The organism is Psychrobacter sp. 4Bb, assembly GCF_002836735.1.
Taxonomy (GTDB): Bacteria; Pseudomonadota; Gammaproteobacteria; order Pseudomonadales; family Moraxellaceae; genus Psychrobacter.
Map to the genome: position 1 here is coordinate 1 of NZ_PJAS01000054.1, position 19,894 is coordinate 19,894.

A 19,894-nucleotide genomic window follows, 5' to 3' on the forward strand; every position below is an offset into this window, starting at 1 on the left:
GACCTATAAGGATTGCATGAGTTGCTTCTGAAAGTCTTTGATATCATCGAAGCTGTTCATGCTGCTAGCCAGTTTTTTAAGGTCAGTTTGGTTAGTCATTGCTTATTTTCCTATTAATGGATTATAAGCAGTTACACAGCTTTAGGAAATTCCCTTTTCCTCTCTGAAAATATTTACCATAACATTTCTTATGAGAACAATATTTAGTTTTTGGAGATACTTGCGAATTGCAGACTAGTCCATACTCTAACTAAATACTGCGTCTTTCATAGTATGATTTTTACTAAAGGCTTAGAACACGTATACATTTAAAGAAATACTACTGGGTGATTTTCTTGTAGATGCTTTAGAGGAGGATGTATAGATGGTTTAAAGGAGTATACAGCTAATAATCTATTGGATTTTTTAAGCAGACAGGGAGATAAGAATTTGATGAAGGATTACCGATTTAGTAAACGGGCTTGGTCGTTACCCTGAATAAATTTGACTCAGATATACTGAGATGGTTTATAGCAGTATTAATATTTATAATAGATTCTTTTTAAAAGAGTAGACATCATTGGAATATTTATCAATAATTTGGGAATTGATTGATCAACATTTTAGGCCAGTTGCAGCCATATCCGCTTCTTTTTTTGCTATTTTCTTCGCTTGGAGAAAAATAGGATATAAAGTAAATGTCACTTATGACATTACACTTGCTGGTACATCTGAAGCAAGAATAAATAATATGGTCTTTCAAAATAAGAAAGATAAACCTCTAAGTATTTATAAGATATTTGCTATTCTTGATAAGAACTATTGTTTAGAAATATATAAGTGCTCTCCTCCACTGATTCTAAAGCCTTACGAATCTATCAGCGTAGAGACAGAAGAGTACAGTTACCTTAGTGTTGGTGAAGATAGATATTCCCCTGAATTTTGGGATGCAGAAATTCATATTGAATCAGATGATAAGATAATAAAGTGTAGGGCAAAGCCACATAAGACATTAGCTTTTGACTATATGAAAATTTCGAAAAAAATTAACAGGTTCAACGATGTTGTTTACACCGATAACGTTGCGTATATTTTAGTATATGCTGTTAATAATGTAGATAAAACAGCCTTTCTTTATGACTCTGGGGTGATACTACATGAATGGGATTTTCATTTTAATGGAATAAATTTCAGCGGAGAAAAGCTAGAGGCAGATGATGTATTTCAATTCTTGGAAATACACTATTCAAGAATAATAGATTCTTATTTACTTTATAAAATGAATGAGTGTCCATCTGGGTTTGAGTTATTAAAACATCATAAGTTTGAACGTAGCTAACCAGTCAGGTGTTTGCTCTGGTTCAATTCCCTAGTGAGGACTCGAAATCAACGTCATTGACGCTTTCAAAGATACCGTTTTTAAGGGAAAATTAGCAGCAGTTATTATTACGGATAGTTGGCTAGGTGAAGACTTAATCTAATCATTGTTGGACTAGTTCCACTCGCTCCGAAACAGCTGAAAACATGAACGTTAGTTACCAAGCAGAGAGAATGTTATGTCCGAAGGATTGACTGAATCAGAAAAATTTGTGAACTCTATATGTGAGAGAGCTTTTCTCAATCTTTGGACTCATCCAAATCCGATTGGAAAAAAAGGAAAAGAGCTTTGCGATTGCTTAATTGTCTGTGGTAAACACATCGTCATCATTTCTGTAAAAGATATTAAGTACAAAGATACAGGGGATGAAGCAGGTTGGAAAAGGTGGACTAAGGCTGCAATAGATAAATCGGCTTCTCAAATATGGGGCGCTGAAAGATGGTTGAATTCTTCAGTTGAATTCACTAGGCACGATGGCCGACAAGTCGAATTGCCTCCAAAAGAAAATCGAATCGTACATCGAGTATCAGTATCACTTGGCTCACAGCGTAAAATACCAACACAGTCAGGTGATTTAGGAAATGATATCGTGCATGTCTGCGATGAGTTCAGTCTTGGAGCAATTTTTGGTCTACTAGATACGATTACAGATTTTGTTAGTTTTTTAACCGAAGTTGAGGCTCTAATAAATAGAGCTAATATAGTTTTCAATGGTGGAGGAATAGAAGACTTACTGGCGATTTATTTATTAAATAACCATTCATTCCCTTATGAAGAGGCTGATTTACTAATAATTGATGATACAGTTTTTAAAGGATTCATAGACTCTGATGACTATAAATCCATGCAGGAGTCATATAAGGATTCGTATTTTTGGGATAAGCTAATAGAGCACTTTATTGGTGATCTTCTTACAGACGGTATGTTTGAATACGGCGCAAATCAGGCAACTGATAACCAATATGCTCTTATCCAAATGGCTCTCCAGCCCCGTGGTCATCGAGCAAATCTAGTCGATGCATTTTCTGAATTTTTGCAAAAACCCGAGTTAAAAATTGCTGCCAGAGTAGTACTGGCACACCAAAACACAGCATTTGTATTCCATTTAGGGCCAAGTAGTGATCGAGAAGCTCGGGTTCAAGAGCTAGGGTTAAGGTGCTTAGTTGTTAGAGGTCGACTTCCCGATATCAAAATTGTAGTTGGTATTTCCAGAGATAATCTAGGCCCGTCAGTAGTTGGTTATTCTCATGATATTGTTTATGTGAACATTCCAGAATGGGATGATGATTTCGAAGAACAAGTAAATAAAATACAAAAAGAGCTAGGCTATTTTGAAAATGCATCTTGGGCTAAGAGGCCATAAAATGCTTAATAAGACGCTACTTTAGAACAAGGAAGGATTTTTAAATATGTCACAAAACCTTTTTGAAGACTTTATCGATTTTTTATCTAATAAGCACGGCGAAGAACTCTGGGTCACCGTTTATAAGCGCGATCCGATCAACAATACAGCCCATGATGGCACAATGTATTGTGCACTTGTTAAGAAAGAAAAATCAGAACGTACAATGGAAAGGCCTAGCTGGGATTTGATGGTAGGTAGTGGAGGGCCAGGTTTTAGTATGTCATACGAGGATGGTGAAGAAATTACTACTTACTACACTAATCCAGACGATGACTTTTTGAGGCCAGTTCTGGTTCGTGACTTTCACGGTAGGAAAGAAGATTACATTGAAATACTTGAAGAGTTCCGCTTGTTTCATAATTTATACCATGACAATGAAAGTGGTTCATTTATTAGTTTTGACGAAGTGGGTGACGAAGTTGAAGTGATAAAGATCGAACATAATGAAGTAAAAATTCGAAGGCGATACTTGCGTTCTTTTATGGCGGCCCGTCAAATGAACTTACTCTTATACTTTGAGCTTACTCGGCACTACCATGAAAGCGTGGGCTTTTCTAATGACATAAAAGATGCGGCACTTACATATACAATCTATTCGGGTGACTCTTATTCGGATGGATACACATCTTTTTCTAGGATATTAGGAAAAAAACTAATTAGATGTGAAACAGTGGAAAAGTGTGGCGTATGGCCATTTGAGCAAGAGAAAGAATATCAGAGTTTCATTATTGGTGGGGATACTGATGAACCTGAAATATTTTCTTGTAACCCTGATGAATTAGCTAATTATTTCGGTGCCAATCCAGATTCTCCACATTACTTAACGCCTGTATTTTTTCGAAAGGAAGTTATGCAGAAATACTATAGTTCTTCTGACTATAAAATTACAGATGGGTATCTAGATAGAACAGGCGTGTGGAGATTGAGATTTGACAATAACTCACCAAATCATGTATCAGTATTTTTGGGTGATCTAGGTCAGGATTTACCTAGCAAGGAGCAGGTTTATTGGAAAAGCTTTAATTTGATACCCGATGAAAGAAAAATAAGTAGAACAAATTTTGAGCGGAGCTTCCTAGGTAATTTCTACGATGCAGAAAACCCAGAGCACAGATTCAAGCAAAAGTTTAGAGATATTCAAGAATATTGGAATAAAAAATATGGGTGGTATCTTTTCTTACCGCTTTCAATTAAAGATGAGCATTTTTATGAGTCTATACGATCAATGCTAACTAACGAGCAATCAGAATTTGATGCGCAAGTACTTGCTCTTACAAAAGCAACTATAGACTCAATAAATGTTAAATCACTTAGAGATCACCTCGAAGTAATAGATAAGTCGATCAAATCTATATCATTAATGGAAATTCTTCTTGAAAGGTTAGAATCTCAAAATTTATCCGCTCTATCCAGTCTGCTGAGAGGAGTTCAATCGGTTAGATCAACTGGTGTTGCACATAGAAAAGGCACTGAATACGAAAAGACCATTTCCAAGCTGAAAATTAATGATGGGGATTACTCTTCTGAGTTCGATCAGCTTTTATTGGGGATGCTCTTTCTCTTTGATGAGATTATGAAATTAGATTTAGGGCGTAACACCAATTAGCACAGATATTTCAGGCTAAGCTATACCTCAACGGGACCGGTTATTTTGTCTCTTAAACTCGTCAATAAACTACTTAAAATAGACTGATGTAATGGAACCATTTCAACCCCTTATCATTAGTCTATACCCAAAATATAAAACCTCTAAACGATAATCTATCTATCATTAGACTTGTTTCTATTATTAAACGATAGTAATATCTTGCTTTTATCAATGAACATTGATTGTTAAGTCTAAACAGTAGAGGTGACGCTATGACCGTTCGTATTTATGTGAGAGCCAGTACTAAGGATCAAGATGCTACCAGAGCATTGGCTGATTTGATTACTTTCAGTAGAAGCTATGATGATAACTACATTGATTACATTGAGCACTTCAGTGGTACTAAGCTCGATAGACCAGCATTAGCTAAGCTGCTAGACGACGCTGAGCAAGACGATATACTACTAGTTGAAAGCGTGGATAGATTAAGTAGACTATCTCAAGATGATTTTGCGATTCTAAAGCAACGTATCAAAGATAAGGGCTTACGATTGGTGGTGGCTGATCTACCAACCACGCATACAGTTAACGAGGGTATGACAGGTGAGATCCTAAGAGTGATTAACGATATGCTGATCGATTTATTGGCGACCATGGCAAAGCTTGATAACGATAAGCGTAGAGAGCGCATTAAACAAGGGTTAGCCAACAGTGGCTATAAGCCCACTGGTAAGAAAGCCAATACCGAAAAACACAATCGTATTAAAGAATTGGCCAGTCAAAATAATATGACAAAAGAGGAAATCGCTAATGCGGTTGGTGTTGGGGTGGCTACCGTTTATCGTGTCTTAAAGTGTAACTATCCCCTAAACTAACACAGCTCAAACGTAGAATTTCTTATAAAATACACATAAGGAGTTTTAATATGAGCAAACGAATGACTGAGACGCAAATAGTATCCATATTAAAAGAAGCAGAAGCTGGGATACCTGCTAAAGAGCTGTGTCGTAAATACGGAATTGCTAGCTCGACATTTTACAAATGGAAGTCTAAATACGGCGGTATGGAAGCCTCTGATGTCAAGCGACTAAAAGAGCTTGAAGAAGAAAACCGTAGGCTTAAACAGATGTATGCTGATTTAAGCCTTAAAGCGCAAATGCAAGAAGATATCATAAAAAAGCTATAGCGCCTGTACCCGAGCGCAAAGTCTGGGCGCAAGAATTACAGGCGCAGTATGGTGTTAGTATTGCATTGAGCTGTCAGGTTGTCTGCATGAGTCGAACCGCTTACTACTATAAGCCTAAGCTATCTGATGATAGTGAGATTATTGATGTCTTAAACAAGCTTACTGACAAGCACAATCGTTGGAGTTTCCCTAAGTGCTTTAAACGCATACGTAAGCTTGGATATTCTTGGAATCATAAGCGAGTACACCGTGTTTATACCGCGTTAAACTTAAACCTACGCCGTAAGTCTAAAAGACGGCTACCAACACGTAACCCCCAGCCGTTAAGTGTGCCAAACGCATTAGGTCATACTTGGTCTATGGACTTTATGAGCGATAAGCTGCACAACAATATTCGCTTTCGAACCTTTAATGTGATTGATGATTACAACCGTGAAGTATTAGGCATTGATATTGGTACCAGCATTCCATCACTCCGAGTGATTCGCTACCTCGACCAGTTAGCCGAGTGGCATGGTTATCCTAAGCAAATAAGGGTAGATAACGGCAGTGAGTTTACATCTAGCACATTCACTGACTGGGCATCAGCTCATGGCATCTATATTGATTATATCGAGCCTGGCTGTCCTTATCAGAATGCTTATATTGAACGATTTAATCGCAGTTACCGCAATGAGGTTTTAGACTGTTATCTTTTTAACAATTTAAACGAGGTCAATATGCTGACTGAAGACTGGATCAAGGTTTATAACACCGAAAGACCCCATGATTCACTTAATGATATGACACCTGCCGAGTACAGACAGGTGGCTTAATTATTCTACGATGATGTTGTGTTAAGAATGGGGTATTTACAGTCCTATTCTAGTAAGTCAAAAAGAGATAGAAAAGCGACGCCGTATAACTGCATCCACTTTGGCCAGTTTCGCAGTAGATAACATTCCTATCAATCCAGATACTCAGCATATTTTTAAAGACTTTGAGGAAGGTAAGATTGCAACTAGCAGAGAAGTAAAAGCTTTGCTACACGCTCACTATACTAAGATAGCACTAGGAGATAATTAATCAACATCTCTTCTTTTACTAAAGCCTCAGTATAATACTTATCACTCGCTAACAGTTTTTTCATGCAGGTGGGTATGATTTCTAATCCTCCATGCGCTTGTGTCTGAGATAAGTCATATAGCCTTCATCCAATCTTTCTGCCACTTTACTAGCAAAAATGCTTTCATCCTCACCAATTTGTCTTTCAACATAGAAATTTTCACTATTAGAGAAAGCCCGTGAGTTATCATTTAGTCGATTGCAGCTAAAACTATCAAGGCCAAATACTAAATGTATTTGGCTTTTTTAATGATTTTAATAATAGCCTAGAGAGCGATGCGACAATAATTGTCGTGTACTGTTTGGTGATCAATGCAAACTGATGTCTGAATCTCCTAATAATACGGCAATACTGATATGATTATAGATATTAATAGTGAGAAGAACTCTACTGAAGGTAAGTGATATCTGAATACATGGTTACGCTTTACGTTATTAACAGACATATATTTTTATGAAAGTAGACTATCAAATACGATAAATTATATCTTAAGCTCAAGTGAAAAGTATCTTCTCTTAATATTGAAAATTTGTTTATTAGCAACCATATATATCAAAACTAATCATTTAAAATAAGGATATAAAATGCATTACATTTGGGATGTAGATAGAGCGGAAAGTCATATAGATAAGCTATGTGACTCAGTAAAAGATGTTGAAATAGCAAATTATACTCGTAAGATGGATTTGGATAAGATACCTGTCAACAAAGCCTATGAAATGGATGCTGTTCATATCTATGTTGATATTTTAAATCTTGAAGATCTATTGGTCAAAGATGGTGATGAGAATGAAACTTCACATAAAAGGGCTATTAGATTCTTCGATTCACATTTTAGAACCATCAGATACATATTGGATGAGTCCGAGTCTTTATTTGTAGACTTCCATAATCAGCGCTTACATGCAGTCGTCACAAAGCCTTATGATAATGAGAAAGAGCGCTTAGATATAGCCGTTGCCCTTAGTGATTTGATTATTGATGCCGTCGCTCAGCAGAAACAAGATAGTAACGACAATTACATCGATGCAGCGACGATCAGAGTGGGTATCGATTCTGGTATCGCTTTAGCTGTTAATAATGGCCGAGCCAAGAATAAAGAGCCTTTGTTTTTAGGTAACCCCGCCAATCATGCTGCAAAGCATGCTGCAGGTGACAAAAAAGGGATTTACCTCACTGCTAATGCAAGGGATGTTCTTGAACTGTCCAAAGTGGCTGCTGACAAAACAAAGACATCAGCGTTGACTTCTGATGAGATCAAATTATCAGTTGAGCGCACAACGCTACCGAATGGTTTGTCCCTTGAGAGTGTTAACGAGAACGCGCCTGAGCCTAAACTATTAAAAGATTTTCAGTTCTCGCGGGCAGCATCACCTTTAGAGGATTTTGACTTTAATAAGTACTACTATAAGACGGCTAAAAGACAGGAGTTGGTTTCTTTGTATGCCGATATTGATGGATTTACAAACTATGTAAACGTCAATATGGGTTCAGAGCAAGGTAAAAAGAACATTGTCCGCTGTTTGCACGTAATCAGATCAGAGATGGATGATTGCATCAATACTGATTTTAAAGGTAAGCGGGTTCGTTTTATTGGCGACTGCATGCATGCCATTATCTGCGAAGGTAGTAATAAACAGACAGACAGACTAAAGACAGTGGAAGTTGGCACTGAGGCGTCAGGCGGTATTAGAAGCAGCTTTAACCTATCACTAGAAAAGCTTAACGATAGATTTGGTATTCAAACCGACGATTTGGGTTTGGCGATTGGTTATGAGCTGGGTGATGTGTCTAATCTTAGAGTGGGCCAAGAGGGTTTGGATAATAGTACGCGTTTTTCATTAGGGACATCTACGATAGCCTCCGAAAAAGAACAAATGCAGTGCGAACACGAAACAGAGACGCGCATCGGTGAAACAGCGTTTGAAGTATTAGAAGGTTCTAAATATGAAGATTTATTTTCTGATAGATCAGCTACAGACATAACCTTTGAGCGTATTGAAGAGGTTGATAATGAAGCGATAGAAGAAGATACCGCTAAAAACGAAGGGGCAATGTACGACGATATCTCTTCTTCTGTACCGGCTCCATCGGATGAAGAGTTTACACCATCACGACCTGCGTTTAAGCCTCATGCCCAGTTTAAATGAGCTTGAGCAGTATCTTAATGCTGCTGGTATAGCCTCCAAAAAAGACAATGCATCCACTCTGTGTTTTGTATTGAATGTACCGATGACTAGCGGTAAAAGAAAGGCTTTTGAGCTAACAGCCACTCAATCTGATTCTGGATTGTTGATTAAAGAGAGCGGCGGTTGTTTGCCAAATTTCTGTCCTAACAGACATATAAACATGGGTGGTGACTTTTGCTTGGGGTTTGAAATAGAGGGTCTGCCAATACATGATTGGGTCTCTTATATTAAGGACTATTTAAGAGCTCAAGAGTATGTAAATAAGCATAGAAAATGGCCAAAGCAGGTTAAAGAGTGGAGCCATGGAAATGCAGCATACTATCAACAGTTTGTTGAGAATGCGTTGCGTAAGCTAAGAGGCAATAACGTCAACATCGACTTTAAGAAGATTGAGCTTAGAGAGGTCAGTCCTGCTAAATGCTATCCGAATCAACCACATTACCATCTATATTATGATTCGGAACTGGTCGCTACGGGTATTGGTAATAAGATACTCAACAAGCGAGCTGCATGCATTTGTACCACAGACGGTAGTGCAAAGCATAAGCATAAAACGATTGGTGGTTGTAAAAATGAGTGTTCAAAGACGTTATACCAAATACCTTTTAATGAAAAAAGGAGGGTTTTGGAAGACAATAAATTTTGGGAGTACTTCGAGGGTGAGAAATGCTGTATGACCATGAATGACTGTAAATTAAATAACATAAATAATAATACATAGGGAACTATTATGTCACTTTTATCAAAATTTAAAGGTAAAGAACAATCTGTCGTAAACGAGCTATTAAAGCAAAAGCTAGTTAACGGAAATAAGGAATTTGCAGCTGCTCTTGCACAAAAAGGTGAGATTGTAGGTTTTGATGCTGGTGATAGTATTATCACCCAAGGAGAGCATGACCAAGATGTTTACTTCATAATTGCAGGTGAAGCCAACATGATTATTAATGGGTCAGAATTATATTCTCGGGGACCGGGTATCAGTATTGGTGAAATGGCAGCAATAAATCCTTCAAGAGCGAGGTCGGCAACGCTTATTGCCACCCAAGAAACTGTCACTGTGAAGGTCGATGTTGATTCATTTATTGAATTAATAGAAGCTCACCCAGAAGCTTACAAATTCATATCAATCGATTTGGCTGATAGGCTCGAGCAGAGAAACGATTTAATAAAAGCATGCAATCCAACACCCCGGTTGTTTATCGTCAGCACCGTTGAAGCCTTACCTGTAGCTGAAGATATAAAGCTTAATTTAGATCATGCAGATATAGATGTGACGCTTTGGAGCCAACCAGATACTTTTCAAGCTGGTTCTTATACATTAGAATCTCTAGAGAAAGCCATTAAAAGCCATGACTTTGGCTTGGCTATTATGAGTGCTGATGATGTTGTTATATCAAGAAAGGTAGAGTTAGCTGCACCGCGTGACAATGTTATATTCGAATTGGGTCTATTTATGGGTTCTTTAGGCAGAGAACGTACATTAATAGCTTTTCCAAGGGGTCATGAATCTAAACTTGCAAGTGATTTACAGGGTTTGACACCGTTAACCTACAAAGACACACCCGATAAGGTTGATACAAAAAATTTAGCAACACAACTGGTTAAAATTATTAAAGAGAAAGGAGTTAAGTAGGTTTTGTTCAAATTATTTATTTAGGAAACGATCAATAATAAATTCTGTTGGCATCAAACTATAAATATTAACTTTTGAAAGACCAGTATGATACTTTATTACTCGCAGACAGAGACGGTTCACTGTTGTAAAAGTGCTCCATTCTGAATATTTAACGTCATGCTTTTATAAAAAATAAGGATATGCAATGAATCTAGGTTTGATAGATCAACTTACCCACAGTACTGTAAGAATTGAAACAGATTTGCATGATGGTGGCATGTGAACCGCCTTGGGATTGTCGGAGAATCAATATTCTGAGAGAGTACGACAATGAAAAGACAAACCTACATTCCTGAGATTAAAGAACGCGCTGTTCGCATGCTGATAGAAGCAGCAGGCGATTATCCTTCTATCTGGTCAGCTATTCAAGTCATTGCACCCAAGATTGGCTGTACGCCTGAAACCCTGCGATCATGGCATAAAAAGCACATCGATCAAACCATTCCTGCCAATATTCAAGCTCAAAATCAAGAGCAGCCCATTAAAGAGCTTGAACGCGAATGCAGAGAGCTCAGACAAGCCAATGAAATTATCAGGAAGGCAGCTGCTTTTTTCGCCCAGGCGGAGCTCGACCGCCCACCGAAATAATGGTCGACTTTATTGATGTTAACAAGCAAGAATATGGGATCGAGCCAATCTGTAGAGTACTACCGATTGCCCCGTTAACCTATCACCGTACCAAAGACTTAGAAGAGTGCCCTGACAAGCGCTCACTGCGCAGTCAGCATGACGACTTCTACATAAGCGAAATCAAACGCATCTGGCAGGTCAGCAAATGGCGTTACGGCGCCTGTAAGGTCTGGCAGCAGATGAAGGCTGACGGGTTAAGGGTTGCATCTTATATCGTTTAATGAAGCAGTATGGTTTGCAAGGGGTTTGGCGCGGTAAGGGTAAGATCACCACCAACAGCCGTAATGACCAGCAAAGGGCTGATGACTTAGTCAATCTTAACTTTAATGCCTATCGCCCTAAGCAGCTGTGGGTTGCAGATTTTACTTATATCAAGACAACGAGCGGCTGGGTGTATACTGCTTTTATTATCGATGTGTTTGCCCGCGCTATTGTGGACTGGAAAGTCTCTAATCGCATGAACACGGATATGGTAATAGCGGCATTGAATCAAGCAATAGCAGACAGGAACAACCCTAAAGATGTGATTTATCACAGTGATCGCGGGGTTCAGTACTTATCCATTCGCTACACAGATAAGATGACGGACTCTGGCGTGATTGCCTCTGTCGGTACAACAGGCGATTCATACGATAATGCAATGGCTGAAACGGTCAATGGACTTTATAAGTCTGAGGTGATTGAGTATTTAAAAGAGCAATGGCATGGCGTGAATGATGTTGAATTGGCGACCCTTGAATGGGTTGATTGGTTTAATAAAACACGATTGCATAGCACGATTGGTTATGTGTCACCTTTTGAGTTTGAAAAGCGGTATTATGATAATTTAATCCTGTCAGGCATTGCTGCTTGACTCAAGTAAAACACTCTCCGATATACTCGGGGCGGTTCACTCTTTTGTTGGGACAAGGGGTTGATTCAGATGACATTGTAGGCGATAGCGATTTGATCCAAATGGTCATTGATGATTTATCTGAACCAAAAAACAATCAGCTTGAAGCTTTCACATCGATCGCGATAAATGTTTTGCGCCAATGGGTGGCTTAATAACTAATAGTACGATCAACTTCCAAAAGGAATTTGTCTCAAAAATTCATATTTTAAATTTGCTGACCGCACTGGACTATCAGTTTATAACGCAGAAGTTGTTGACGAGCAAGAGGTGGGTGTTAGTTGATCAGGAGATTGTATGATGGAAGATAGGCCTCGAATAGGTAATGAAATACTAGAGAAAAATTTAGAGAGAATAATAGGCTTTGTTGCGAACTGTGATAGTAAAGTATCCTACTTACTCTCTGCTGTAGGAGTTATCCTTACTATCCTATTCACCGTGAAGCCTATGAATCTAACTTTTTTAAAGTCAGCTCTAGGTAGTGATGAGACGAATGTACTCCTTGGATTTAGTATGTTAGCAATTATTTTGTCTTTATTCTATTTTCTACAAGGGGTCTATCAGTTATCACAAGCATTAACAGCACGAACAAAAATACATTCTGGAAATAGCAGCTCTATGATCTTCTTTGGTGCGATATCAGCTCAAGCAGGTAGTCATGATTACTTACAGAGTATTGAGAAGACTGATTATAGCTACAGAGAGGATTTAGCTTGCCAGATATATATTAATTCCAAAATATGCACAGAGAAATTCGAAAAATATAATAAAGGTTTTAAATTTATTCTTCTTAGTCTACCGTTCCTTATAATTTCTTGGTGTTATCTATTTTAAGTTAGGAGTAATTAATGTCTGAATATGATTATAAGCAAGGCAAAAATAGAGTTGAGTCTATCCTTGACAATTACATGAAAATAGAAGAAAGAGATAAGCTACCAAGTGACGCTAACTTCACTTTTGAAAATGGGTACATCTCATGGGTTACCGCAATCTTTGTTGACATAAGAGACTCTACAACACTATTTTCTAAAAACGATGAAGACACTGCTAAGTTAGTTAGAGCTTTTACCTCAGAGATTATCGAAATTCTCAGGAATGATGAAAATATGCGTGAGATAGGTATCCGTGGAGATTGCGTTTATGCTATTTACACGACTCCTTCTAAAGAAGAAATATTCGAATGTGCTAAGAATACTGCTTATGTAAATACATTTATTAATATGTTTAATAAACTACTTGAGGATAAAGGTAAAGATAAAATTAGAGTGGGAGTAGGTATGGCTAGCGAAAAAGAGTTGGTAGTCAAAGCTGGTAGGAAAGGAGTAGGTATTAATAGTAAGGTATGGATAGGAGAAGCTGTAACCATAGCTTCAAAATTATCCTCTTATGGCGATAAGTTTTATCACTCAAGATTGATGTATTCTCCACTATCTTACAGTAATTTTATCGAGCGTTTTGAGGATGCATATCCAGATGTTAATGTAAAAAATTGGTTTTCTTACAAAAGTGAGTTAAATGCTTATGAATCAGGAATTATTATGGGCGAATTTAACAATTGGATTGATAGTGACTTTCCTTAAATGATTGGAGAAAGAGCAAGAGTTGTATCGTTATAAGTAGTGTTGCATTTCTTGACCGCTACATTGAGTTCCATTTGGGTCAGGCGCAATATTGTTGGTTTTTTATTGTCTTCTTCATACTAGTTACGATTAATAAAACCAAAAAAATGCTATTTTTAAAATGGGCAGAGGTAGGTATACGACAGCGCGCCACTCCATGATTATCAATGAAATTAGATTTAAAAAAGGCGTTATCTGATGCTCAAAAAATCTCTAGTTTTATTTTTTATACTACCCTCAATAGCCATGGCTATTGAGGGTAGTAGAAGTTGTTTATGTTAGTGGAACAAATAAGCGAGTGCACCTGAGCAGTTTTGGTAAAAACTCCCGATAAATAAGAACGCTTAGCAATAGAGATTTAAAATATCAGCAGAAGAACCCTATGAAAAAGCCCGGCTTTAGCGACAACCAAATCGTCAACATCTTGAAGTAAGCAGAGCAAGGTGTCCCTATTACTGAGCTATGCCGTGACCACAATATTGGACAAAGCACCTTTTATAACTGGCGTTCTAAATACGGCGGTATGAATGCTTCTTTAATCTCACGTCTTAAAGAGCTTATTTTAGGTATTCACCGTACCGGAATGTACAATACTGCGACAGGTGAGATAGCTATGATAGAGCCCAATGTTAATATCCCTATTTCTATCACTCAAGTATCTAATAATATTGGCGTTGCAATTAACTCAAAAGAAATTCTCGGACTTGAAAAGAAAATTGAAAGAAGGTTAACTGCAAAATTTTAATTCTTTTAGAGCCGCTACATATCGTTTTGTGCTTTATCCATAAAAACTGACACTGAATAAGACGATTTATTTTGGAGATATAAAAACTTACTTATTATTAAACTTGAGCTAACACTTTTTTTATAGCTAAAACGAAACCAGTTTTAAATAGTGTTCGGCCGACTTCATCTTTAATTGCACCATACTTTGATACAGTCCAGCCTAATTTATTGATTTTCTCCTCCTTGATAGAATCCTGTAGGGCTTCAATGTCACTATCTAACAGTATCCCACTTAATGAAGGTAATACTTGCACAGCTTGTGAGTTTCTATCTATAGGAGCAATCTTATTAGGACGCATATCTATATTCACCTCAATGTTTTGTTTGAGGATGCGATTCTCTGACTTCAATTTATTTTTTTCTGCAATAATTTGACCAAAAACAGCTCGCATTGCAGGGTCAGACAGATATTTTAATAACTCCATATCTGATGCAACGTCATATTTCCTAGATTGAGGAGAGGGTGGTTTCTTCATGGTCTTATTAGCTTTAGTCGCCCAAGCGTCAATTAGAAGCCTATAGTGATTACCTGACTTATTACGAATGCTAACAGTGCTGATACCACCACTAGCTTTAGACAGTCTTCCAATATGAGCAATAGAATAATTGTGTTCATTTTTGTTGAATTCAGTTTCTAGTAAAGTATTCAGGTTGTCTAACGACTCTTTTGTACGTTGACTTTTACTTTCCTTTAAATTATCTAAAATTATGTCGATATTGATATCCATAAGATATTTCTCCTCTTAAGTACCTAGGTTAGGGATTTAATATTGATATAATTAATAGGCTGCTTAACGGTTTCCTGTAATACACTGATACTGTCATCTAAGAGTTTACTATCTTGCATAAACTCTTCTAATTCAATATAGTTTGCAACTTTACTAAGGCCATCTAACTTGTCTTTTGAATTAACTTGTAATGCCATTTGTCTAACCATAGCGTTCGCAGCAATAAGTTGCTGATTCTTATTCAAACTTAGAAACGGTGGCATATAACCCTGACGTATCATCATTCGACTGATAATTTGAGTCATATCCTGAATGATTGAAGTCTTCTTAACATCATCAAGTATATCTGGATAAATTTCTGCATCATCGCAAATTAAAGATAGTTGTAGCATTTCAGATTTTGTTTCTATAAATCCAATTCTGATATCGTTCTTGGAACCAACTGCTACTATTTTATTTTTATGATCGTCTTTATCCCGTCCTTGCTCAATCTCAACCAAACGATAAATGAGATTGAGAGTTGCAATTAAGTCCTTAGTATACTCATCTGCTTCTACCAATTGCTTCTCACATCGTCGCTGCAATTCCTGTAATTTGTTATGATGAGTAAAAGGCTTACCTTTAGCTTCTGATTCGTACTTTATTTCTTCAACATTTTCTATCTCTCCCTCTAGTTCTATAGCTAAATTTGCAGCTTCAGAGGCTTTGTAACTCATAAAGTTCAAGTGTGCAGTGAGTGCAGGTAAGTATTGAGCGTCAGTGATAAACCAACGACAGCGAACGCAATTTTCAGGACCATGAGGCACAGCTCCATAAATTTTTCGCGAAACAACACTTGAGTCCTTAATAAGTTCTCCGCCATTCCAGCAGCCTGCTACAGTTCCAACTTCATCAGATTTAACTGTATTGCCACCAACCAGACATAGACCATGATGTCGTTTTTCCCATCCTATAGGATTACGATTAACCAAAGCAGCTTGAATCGACTTGTCATCATGATAAGCCATTTTACATTCGATCTGACTCATTTCAGCATTTTTAAGAAAAGTTTGAACACTTTTTTCTGATGCATCTTCAAGACGATTATCCGCCTCAATCATTTTTTCTTTCATGATGGCTGGGGTGAGTTTGGCGTAGTAAACGGTCATAAGTAGGCGTGAATGGCCTGCCAATAGCTTAGAAACTACTGGTAAAGGTAATTTGGCATCCATGATATAACAAGTGATTAGAGAGACTCTGAGGCTATGCAGAGGAAACTCAGTTTTAGTTCTAGAAGTTTTATAACCTTTACCATAATCATGAACCAATTTAAAATATGTACCATCTTCTAAAGTGTCATTGGATACACGAAGGTTATGCTCAAGTTGGGCTAGCAGCTTATACCAAAGAGTTGCAATTGAAGCATCATTAATCGGTTTGCTCCTATCATCGATATGAGTTGCAGTCGCATCGCGCATTAGAAAACAACTATGCTGCATTGCTTTAAGGTAAGCTTCAGATACTTTACGTTGTGTATGCTTAGGTAATAACTCAGTACAATCTGTAGGCTTTGTAATAGGATTATATTTTTCTTGCCAGTTTCTTAGCTTCTCCAACCAATACAACACATTTTCGTTCTGCCATGGAATTTCATAGCCACGCTCTACTTCATCTTTATTTTGGTCTGCTGTCTTATTAGTGCTAATGTATAGTCCTGTAGATTCTGTTTCCATCGCATTGTTCTTAAATTGACGAAAAACTCCCTTTTTATAATTTTTGTATGCAAATAAGTGCTTAGTATTTTTTATCCATTTACTATTTTCATAACGCATAGTATCTGCTTCACCTGAGTCCAACATTCTAACTTGGTATGTTCGAAGAGGTAAATTTAGTTTGATGAATAAACACATGGCTACAACAGGTGACCAAATTTCATAAATAATAATGTTTTTCTTATTTTCCCTAATGCTTCTACGCCGCCACAAACAATCATTATCGTTTTCATCTATCAACTTCTGTTCAACTCTAAACCAACTGCTACTAGATACTAGGCCTTCAGGTGTTTTCTCTTCATATGCCCACACCCAATCTCTAAAATGACCTCTTGGCTTTGGACATAAAATATTGCGAAGATCACATATATAACGATAGGGTAAGGGGTTATAAACAGTTTCACTGTAATGCTTTTTTCTTTGTTGTTTTTCAAAAGGATTACTATATAGTCTAATAGCAGATCCGTTATCATTCTCTTCGCTGAAATGCTCTACTAGTATCCACTCAATAAAATCAAAAATATGATTAATTAATACTATAGTAGCCGAGTTATCAGAGCGTTTAGTATTTTCTAGTATGGAAAATTTAAAATCATCAGTCGTAATTTGCAAGCCACTTCGTTTCGCTTCGAAAAACATAGTTATATCTGACGCCCAAGCTACATCTTTAATCAGATAAGCATCAAAAAATATGCATAAAGCATCTAATTTTATATGCTGTGATGTATCCTGAGTACTCATCCATTCTTCTGCAAACTGACGCCATAGCTCCCAAGTCTGACCATGCTTCTCTGTCATCCATCTAAGAGTAAGATCTCTAGTTCTACCATCATATTTACTTTCATTAATTGCACTCATTGTTTTTTCCCAACCTTGGATTCTTTCCTATTAATAATCCGTTAGGATCAATGTCATCAAAACCATGTCGCATTAGTGCGTTCCAACTCAAATTACTGTTTTGTTTAGAGTCCTCTTTAGAAAGCATAAGTTTCTCTGTAGCAGCATTTAGATCTGCTGTAATTTCCATAGATGTTGGTGTAGTGTAGACAGCTTGTGATTCTATAGACGCATGGTGCAAGCATTTCTTAATGACTATCTCTTGCACACCTGCGCGACGCAAACGTCTTCCGTAGCTATGACGATGAGAATGTGGTGATAAACCGTCAGGTTTACTGGGATTGAGACCAATCCGCTTAAGACCTTGGCGATAACTGTCATGAAAAGCATTCAAAGTATAAGGGTTACCAAGGTGACTGTGGTGAAAGCTTATGAAAGCGTAAGGATGGTGACGATCAACACTTATTAGAAGTCGAGTATAATCTTGCCAAAGCTTCGCAAATACCTTACCAAAAATTGTAGGGAACCAATGTACTTCAATGTATTCGTCTTTACTATCTGTAACTCTAGCTTTCCATCCAACACGTTTTTTACCTATCAATTCATTACGGGGGCTTAGAGCATATTTTTCTTTTAGATAAGCCGCTCTAGTGGTCTTTCCAGAGCGTCCACGCCACCCATTAGGAGCTTTTCCATCTTCAGGATGATAAATACGAACTTTCACATTATCAGAGTCAAAGGGATCTATAAGAACATCTTCAATCCAAAGGTGTAAAGCTTCGGATTCCCTTAAACCACCACCGTGTAGAAGTAATAGGATTAGCTGATCACGAATAGCAACCCTAAGGTCTTTTGCACCTCCTAAGCCATCAATATAAAAACTTTCAAAATAGTGCTCTGGAAATTCTATCGCTTCTTGTTTTTGCTTACCTAACGAACGTTTACCTTGAACCCTACGAGCATTTCTAGAGGTGGAATTAATCTGTTTATCTTTAATATGACCTAGAAAATCATACTGATTTTTACGAAACCAAGCTGCGTAATTGAGCCTTTGCGTAACACTATCTGCTTCAACCATTGGGTTGATTGAATTTAGATTATATTCTTCTACCATCCAATCAGTTAATTTGCTTAAGGCATTTATGTGTAATCTTGCAACCTGCTTACTACAAGGTAACCAATATAAGCCTGATGGGTCTAAACCTTCTTCATTAATAGTTCCTATATACAAGCGGCTACTAAATATTTCAAATAAGTTTTCAGGCGATTCGAAGCCACTTGTATTAGCAGTCATATATTCAATTAGAAGCTGAGTAGCTTTTATATAATTATTAATTGTGGAATGACTCTTACCATCTCGTTTTAACTTTAATGCATAGTCCATTAATGGTTTTAGGATTTCATTACTGTCACTAATTAGAACAGGAATTTCTGAATAGACTCCCGAATCATCTTGAACTACTTTTGCTCTAACTCTGACAGTCTTCATATACTCAACTCTATATGTGTTAAACCAATCTATATATTATACACTTTTTACTAGAATTAACACATTTAATATTACCTAAAAAGAGACTCTTTAGGAGAGTCTCTTATGTGTTTTATATACTTATCGGTACTAGTAATAACTATGCGGTGAGGAAGATTCCATCAGCCCAATTTAGGTCGAGGGGTAGTTTCTAAGTCACCTATGCGGTGAGGAAGGAATTAGTCGAGTCGGTCTTTGGTATGTCTATTTTCTAAGTCACCTATGCGGTGAGGAAGGCCATGTGACCGATATGCGATTATTCGACATCTTTCTAAGTCACCTATGCGGTGAGGAAGGGTGAGACTAAGCGAGAGCGAGAGCTACGCAATTTCTAAGTCACCTATGCGGTGAGGAAGACGGACACAGCGACAGGCAAGCGGATTGTAGATTTCTAAGTCACCTATGCGGTGAGGAAGTGGCTAATATTTATCACGTTTGGCGCTCTTATTTTCTAAGTCACCTATGCGGTGAGGAAGCTTGCATCACTTGCAACTTCAAACGGCTGTACTTTCTAAGTCACCTATGCGGTGAGGAAGATACCGAGTTTTACCACGAAGTTTACGCATAATTTCTAAGTCACCTATGCGGTGAGGAAGGTTTTAACCTCTCATCGTCGTT

General features: G+C 37.5%; 13 protein-coding genes, 3 pseudogenes, 1 CRISPR repeat array and 1 other annotated feature (1 of these 18 cut by a window edge). Of the genes and pseudogenes, 12 read left to right on the plus strand and 4 right to left on the minus strand.

Annotation, left to right across the window (positions count from 1 at the left end):
- Positions 1-9: 9 nt before the first annotated feature.
- Positions 10-99: pseudogene (locus tag CXF60_RS14715) on the minus strand (transposase); the annotation flags it as partial.
- 460 nt (positions 100-559) lie between these two features.
- On the opposite strand from CXF60_RS14715, the gene CXF60_RS04535 reads away from it, so the two are divergent.
- The 12 genes and pseudogenes from CXF60_RS04535 to CXF60_RS04595 all read left to right on the plus strand — a co-directional run.
- The gene (locus CXF60_RS04535; protein WP_102090981.1) at positions 560-1,318 is read left to right on the plus strand and encodes a hypothetical protein; all 759 of its coding nucleotides are present in this window, start codon (positions 560-562) and stop codon (positions 1,316-1,318) included.
- A 217-nt stretch (positions 1,319-1,535) separates the two neighbouring features.
- The gene (locus CXF60_RS04545) at positions 1,536-2,720 is read left to right on the plus strand and encodes a hypothetical protein (protein WP_102090982.1); all 1,185 of its coding nucleotides are present in this window, start codon (positions 1,536-1,538) and stop codon (positions 2,718-2,720) included.
- 46 nt (positions 2,721-2,766) lie between these two features.
- A complete protein-coding gene (locus tag CXF60_RS04550; protein ID WP_102090983.1) occupies positions 2,767-4,368 on the plus strand; it encodes a hypothetical protein in 1,602 nt (533 codons plus the stop codon).
- A 254-nt stretch (positions 4,369-4,622) separates the two neighbouring features.
- Positions 4,623-5,225 (plus strand): recombinase family protein, encoded by a 603-nt coding sequence (locus CXF60_RS04555; RefSeq protein WP_102090984.1) that lies wholly within the window; start codon positions 4,623-4,625, stop codon positions 5,223-5,225.
- 50 nt (positions 5,226-5,275) lie between these two features.
- Positions 5,276-6,351, plus strand: a protein-coding gene (locus CXF60_RS04560; RefSeq protein WP_416376866.1) for an IS3 family transposase whose coding sequence is annotated in 2 segments (ribosomal slippage) — positions 5,276-5,525 and positions 5,525-6,351 — 1,077 coding nt in all. Because the reading frame shifts where the segments join, the coding sequence is not laid out codon by codon here.
- An 874-nt stretch (positions 6,352-7,225) separates the two neighbouring features.
- Positions 7,226-8,791 (plus strand): transcriptional regulator, encoded by a 1,566-nt coding sequence (locus CXF60_RS04565; RefSeq protein ID WP_102090985.1) that lies wholly within the window; start codon positions 7,226-7,228, stop codon positions 8,789-8,791.
- Complete coding sequence (locus tag CXF60_RS04570) at positions 8,775-9,551, plus strand: E2 domain-containing protein (RefSeq protein ID WP_102090986.1); 777 nt, start codon at positions 8,775-8,777, stop codon at positions 9,549-9,551. The genes CXF60_RS04565 and CXF60_RS04570 overlap by 17 nt, the downstream gene beginning before the upstream one ends.
- A 9-nt stretch (positions 9,552-9,560) precedes the next feature.
- Positions 9,561-10,463 carry a TIR domain-containing protein gene (locus CXF60_RS04575; protein ID WP_102090987.1) on the plus strand — a complete coding sequence of 301 codons (903 nt, stop codon included), beginning with the start codon at positions 9,561-9,563 and terminating at the stop codon, positions 10,461-10,463.
- Between the two features lie 312 nt (positions 10,464-10,775).
- Positions 10,776-11,988, plus strand: a pseudogene (locus tag CXF60_RS04580) (IS3 family transposase).
- Positions 11,051-11,167 (plus strand) — a sequence feature (AL1L pseudoknot). It overlaps the preceding pseudogene by 117 nt.
- Before the next feature lie 336 nt (positions 11,989-12,324).
- The gene (locus CXF60_RS04585; RefSeq protein WP_102090988.1) at positions 12,325-12,861 is read left to right on the plus strand and encodes a Pycsar system effector family protein; all 537 of its coding nucleotides are present in this window, start codon (positions 12,325-12,327) and stop codon (positions 12,859-12,861) included.
- A 14-nt stretch (positions 12,862-12,875) separates the two neighbouring features.
- Positions 12,876-13,607 (plus strand): adenylate/guanylate cyclase domain-containing protein, encoded by a 732-nt coding sequence (locus tag CXF60_RS04590; protein WP_102090989.1) that lies wholly within the window; start codon positions 12,876-12,878, stop codon positions 13,605-13,607.
- Between the two features lie 421 nt (positions 13,608-14,028).
- Positions 14,029-14,205, plus strand: a pseudogene (locus CXF60_RS04595) (transposase); the annotation flags it as partial.
- Between the two features lie 283 nt (positions 14,206-14,488).
- On the opposite strand, the gene gmtX reads toward CXF60_RS04595, so the two are convergent.
- From gmtX to gmtY, 3 genes are read right to left on the minus strand one after another with little or no spacing between them, the layout of a single operon-like run.
- Positions 14,489-15,160 carry a gamma-mobile-trio protein GmtX gene (gmtX, locus tag CXF60_RS04600; RefSeq protein ID WP_102090990.1) on the minus strand — a complete coding sequence of 224 codons (672 nt, stop codon included), beginning with the start codon at positions 15,158-15,160 and terminating at the stop codon, positions 14,489-14,491.
- Positions 15,161-15,183: 23 nt separating this feature from the next.
- Positions 15,184-17,769 carry a gamma-mobile-trio integrase GmtZ gene (locus CXF60_RS04605; RefSeq protein ID WP_102090991.1) on the minus strand — a complete coding sequence of 862 codons (2,586 nt, stop codon included), beginning with the start codon at positions 17,767-17,769 and terminating at the stop codon, positions 15,184-15,186.
- Positions 17,756-19,237, minus strand: a complete 1,482-nt coding sequence (gmtY, locus tag CXF60_RS04610) for a gamma-mobile-trio recombinase GmtY (RefSeq protein WP_102090992.1) — start codon at positions 19,235-19,237, stop codon at positions 17,756-17,758. The genes CXF60_RS04605 and gmtY overlap by 14 nt, the downstream gene beginning before the upstream one ends.
- A 187-nt stretch (positions 19,238-19,424) precedes the next feature.
- Positions 19,425-19,894: direct repeats of the CRISPR family, unit length 28 nt; unit sequence TTTCTAAGTCACCTATGCGGTGAGGAAG (it continues 398 nt past the right edge of the window).

Excerpts from the sequence above, each read along its gene's own strand:
- CXF60_RS04545 (WP_102090982.1), top strand. The coding sequence starts at position 1,536 with ATGTCCGAAGGATTGACTGAATCAGAAAAATTTGTGAACTCTATATGT.
- CXF60_RS04550 (WP_102090983.1), top strand. The coding sequence starts at position 2,767 with ATGTCACAAAACCTTTTTGAAGACTTTATCGATTTTTTATCTAATAAG.
- CXF60_RS04555 (WP_102090984.1), top strand. The coding sequence starts at position 4,623 with ATGACCGTTCGTATTTATGTGAGAGCCAGTACTAAGGATCAAGATGCT.
- CXF60_RS04565 (WP_102090985.1), top strand. The coding sequence starts at position 7,226 with ATGCATTACATTTGGGATGTAGATAGAGCGGAAAGTCATATAGATAAG.
- CXF60_RS04570 (WP_102090986.1), top strand. The coding sequence starts at position 8,775 with ATGCCCAGTTTAAATGAGCTTGAGCAGTATCTTAATGCTGCTGGTATA.
- CXF60_RS04575 (WP_102090987.1), top strand. The coding sequence starts at position 9,561 with ATGTCACTTTTATCAAAATTTAAAGGTAAAGAACAATCTGTCGTAAAC.
- CXF60_RS04585 (WP_102090988.1), top strand. The coding sequence starts at position 12,325 with ATGATGGAAGATAGGCCTCGAATAGGTAATGAAATACTAGAGAAAAAT.
- CXF60_RS04590 (WP_102090989.1), top strand. The coding sequence starts at position 12,876 with ATGTCTGAATATGATTATAAGCAAGGCAAAAATAGAGTTGAGTCTATC.
- gmtX (WP_102090990.1), bottom strand. The coding sequence starts at position 15,160 with ATGGATATCAATATCGACATAATTTTAGATAATTTAAAGGAAAGTAAA.
- CXF60_RS04605 (WP_102090991.1), bottom strand. The coding sequence starts at position 17,769 with ATGAGTGCAATTAATGAAAGTAAATATGATGGTAGAACTAGAGATCTT.
- gmtY (WP_102090992.1), bottom strand. The coding sequence starts at position 19,237 with ATGAAGACTGTCAGAGTTAGAGCAAAAGTAGTTCAAGATGATTCGGGA.